Origin of the sequence: uncultured Ruthenibacterium sp. (assembly GCF_963558415.1) — a bacterium.
In the GTDB taxonomy this organism is placed as follows: domain Bacteria; phylum Bacillota; class Clostridia; order Oscillospirales; family Ruminococcaceae; genus Ruthenibacterium.
The window spans coordinates 1-3,437 of record NZ_CAUWGY010000136.1 but is presented as its reverse complement, the minus strand read 5'-3'; the positions used below and the strand labels follow the sequence as shown (position 1 = coordinate 3,437).

At 52.2% G+C, this 3,437-nt stretch carries 4 protein-coding genes; 3 read left to right on the top strand and 1 reads right to left on the bottom strand.

Going from position 1 to position 3,437, the window contains the following annotated elements; all coding sequences use genetic code 11:
* Positions 1-1,579: hypothetical protein (locus AB5H98_RS13050; protein WP_367926320.1), on the bottom strand; the 1,579-nt coding region annotated here is incomplete at its 3' end.
* Between the two features lie 188 nt (positions 1,580-1,767).
* Here AB5H98_RS13050 and AB5H98_RS13045 point away from each other — a divergent pair.
* The 3 genes from AB5H98_RS13045 to AB5H98_RS13035 all read left to right on the top strand — a co-directional run.
* Positions 1,768-2,088, top strand: a complete 321-nt coding sequence (locus tag AB5H98_RS13045; RefSeq protein ID WP_367926319.1) for a PadR family transcriptional regulator — start codon at positions 1,768-1,770, stop codon at positions 2,086-2,088.
* Positions 2,081-2,782: a DUF1700 domain-containing protein gene (locus AB5H98_RS13040; RefSeq protein ID WP_367926318.1), complete on the top strand. Its 702-nt coding sequence runs from the start codon at positions 2,081-2,083 to the stop codon at positions 2,780-2,782. The genes AB5H98_RS13045 and AB5H98_RS13040 overlap by 8 nt, the downstream gene beginning before the upstream one ends.
* 3 nt (positions 2,783-2,785) lie before the next feature.
* Positions 2,786-3,437 (top strand): DUF4097 family beta strand repeat-containing protein (locus AB5H98_RS13035; protein ID WP_367926317.1); only part of this gene is annotated, 652 nt, incomplete at its 3' end.

The window sequence follows — 3,437 nt, the reverse complement described above, 5'->3', positions numbered from 1 at the left end:
CCATTGTCTTCAGCAATGCGATGGCGTTGCGTGTAGAAGATGGGCCAGAGTATAGATGATAGTCAAAGTGCACGCCATCTTCTGTCACCTGTTCACGGAAATGGCGGTTGTCCCAAAAAGGTGTCAGCATCCTTGTTAATTCGCCGTCATGGGTGGCCACAAAGCAAAGCGCTTTTGTGGTGTGCAGCCGCTCCAATACAGCAGCCGATGCGGCAATGCGTTCCACTGTGTTGGTCCCTTTCAGAATTTCGTCCACAAAGCACAGGCACGGACCTGCCTCAGCCTGTTGGATCAGTCGCAGCAGGCTGCGAAGTTCCGCAATAAAATAGCTCTCTCCGGCTAAAAGATCATCGCGCACCGCCATGGAGCTGATAATGGGTACATAGGGAAGACAGAAACGCTCGGCACAGCACACGCCCAGGCTTCCTGCCAAAATGGCATTCACGGCCACTGCCTTTAAAAAAGTAGACTTTCCGGATGCGTTGGAGCCGGTAAACAGTGTGTCTTGCGAAAAACGCGCGCTGTTTTTCACCGGTTGGCTCAGCAAAGGGTGATACAGCTCCTGGCATTCCACACACACCGCTTCCCCTTCTTTTTGCCAAGTGGGCGTACACCAGCCCGGAACGCTTGCACAGAAGGAGGCTGTGGCAATGGCCAATTCCGTTTCTCCCATAAGACGACACACTTGCAGTGCCTGTTCTTTTCGAAGTTCCAAAATTTTCACAGCACGCCCGTAAAACAACAAAGGCCAAAGCGTCAGCATGCCGAATACTTCCTGAAAGGTCCCTGCGTCTGTGCCGGGAGCCGGACATGCAATGGCGGACAAAGCTCCTGTCAGTCCTCGCAACGGCTTCAATGAATCTTCCAGCTCTTTGCTCAGTTCGGGTGCACAGGGCGATGTGAGTTTTGCCACCCGCTGTGCCGTCTGAAAACAAGCGGCCAGATAACCAAGCGATTGCAGCGCCCCTTCCAGACGGGGTTTGGCCGCTACGCTCAGAGCAATATTCAAGCAGACAGCGCCCAGACACAAGAGCCCGCCCTGCGGACCGAAAAACAAAAGCGGCAAGCATAACCATGGAAGAGCTGCGCAGAGGGGATACACTCGGGCAAGCGGAAGTCTGGCGCCCTTGGGATCTCCAAGCAACTCCTCAAATCCGCGGCCATAACGTCCCAGCCTTGCAAATTTGAGTTGAAGCGCAAAGCGGATTTCCGGATTTTGCTCCATGGCCGCACGCAATGCGTTTCGGCGGGCAGATGTCTGCGGCCCAAGCGGACGGCGCAGTGCAGCGTACAGATATTCTTTTCCAATGGCGCTCTCACAACTGTCCAGCCTCAGATAGACTTCGTCCATCCCAAGGTCGCTCCAGCTCTGATCGTCTATGGTCCAGGCGTCGTCAATTCTCCAAAGCTTCCACAAGTTGGTCGTATCTTTTTGCAAACTGACGCGACTGGGATCTTGTCCAAACGATGAGCGAATCTGCTCCATCAACACCTTTTTGCGCCTTTGATATTGCCACATCCAAAAACAGCCGAAAATTGCAGTGACGAGAACGGCCATAAGAAAAAAAGCAAGCTCCATTCCCATCCTCCTTTCTTACGGGTAGTATAGCACAAATCTTCTTGCATTTTGAAGAAAAAAGAAATGTTCGTTCGTCTTATCAGCAAGATGTAATTTTTACAATACTGTATTGACATTCAATATTATACGTCATATAATATTGTTGAGGCTGAAGAATGGGAGACAACCCAGGAAAGGAAGGGGTCGGCATGGCTTTTAACACAGGCGCGGCGTTGATGGACGCGCTGGTGCTCAGCATCGTCAGCCAGGAAAGTACCTATGGCTACAAGATCACGCAGGATGTGCGCAGTGTGATGGAAGTGTCGGAGAGTACGCTGTACCCGGTTTTAAGGCGTCTTCAGCGGGACGAATGTTTGGAGACATACGACCGGGAGTTTGCAGGCCGGAATCGTCGTTATTACAGCATTACCGAAAAGGGAAGTGCTCGTCTGGAGATGTACCGGCAAGAGTGGAAGGTATACGAGGAGAAGATCAATCATGTATTATTCGGAGGGATCGGCAATGAATAGAGCGCAGTTCCTTGCCCAGCTTGAGGCCGAATTGGCCGGCCTTTCCCCCGTGGAACGGGAGGAAGCAATAAAATTTTATGTGGAATATCTGGATGAGGCAGGTCCGGACCGAGAGGCGCAGGTTCTGGAAGAACTGGGAAGTCCTCAAAAGGTGGCGGCAATCATCCGTGCAAATTTGGGGCTTTCAGACGAAGAATGCGAAGTCGAAAACAAGCAGTCGGTTGGGCCGGAACTGATATTGGACGGACCGGAATGGGGGCAAAAATCTTATGAAGCGCACCAGGGCGCGAATCCCTCATACGCGGCATCTAGCTCAGCATCAAGCGCGTCAAGAAAGAATAATAATAACCGTCTTTTGCTGGTTTTGCTCCTGGTCTTTACCAGTCCATTGTGGATTGGGGTGCTGACTGGATTGTTCGGTGCTGTCATGGGGCTTGCAGGCGGCATTTTGGGGATTCTGATTGGCGGCGTGTCCGCGGTCATCGGCGGGGTCGTTGCCTTAGTGATTTCGTTTGCGGTGCTGTTTACAAATCCGGCAGATGGTATGGTCTGCATAGCGCTGTCCATGGCCAGTATCGCATTGGGTGTCCTGGTCACATCGGGATGTATTTGGGGCATCCGCCGGTTTGTGCCTTGGGCGGTAAATCTTGTTCGCCGCCTGATTCGGGCCGTTGCTGGAAAGGTGGGAATGTAAGTCATGAGGCGAATCGTACAGGTATGTGTAGCGACTCTTGTGTTTTCGCTGCTATTGGGTCTGGCAGGTTGCTTTATGGGAGGCCGCCCAGAGAGTGTTCGTTTTGACAACGGATTGTTTGGCCATTGGAATTTTATCAGGATGGACGATGACCCTTCTGCATCCACAGCAGTGCAGGTGCCGCAAGGAAATATCACCGCGCTTGAGTTTGATTTGGGCGGCGGCGAGGTCACCGTACAGGGCGGCGACGGCTTTTCAATCGATGTACGAAAGGGTTCCATTCGTCAAAATCAAGTGAAAAATGGCGTGTGGAAGCTGGAAAATGGTACAAAGGATTGGTCGGGTGCCGAGATCGTTGTCACTGTGCCTCAAAATCAGGTGTTGGAACACTTGGATATGGAAGTGGGCACAGGGCGATTGACTCTGGAAAACCTTCGCTGCAAAACGGCGCAGTTTGAAGTCGGCGTGGGTTCTCTCAACGCATCCAATATCACCGTGGAGCAAAAGTCCGATGTAGTGGTGGAATTGGGACAGGTGCAGTTTGACGGCAGCTTGCTGGGAAAAACATCGGTGCAGTGCGAAATGGGAGATGTGAAAATGGAACTCGCAAGGCCAAAAGAGTATGGCTATCGGGTCGAGGGAGATTTGGCTGCCG

Bases quoted from the DNA above. Each gene is read 5' to 3' on its own strand.
- AB5H98_RS13045 (WP_367926319.1), top strand. From the start codon at position 1,768: ATGGCTTTTAACACAGGCGCGGCGTTGATGGACGCGCTGGTGCTCAGC.
- AB5H98_RS13040 (WP_367926318.1), top strand. From the start codon at position 2,081: ATGAATAGAGCGCAGTTCCTTGCCCAGCTTGAGGCCGAATTGGCCGGC.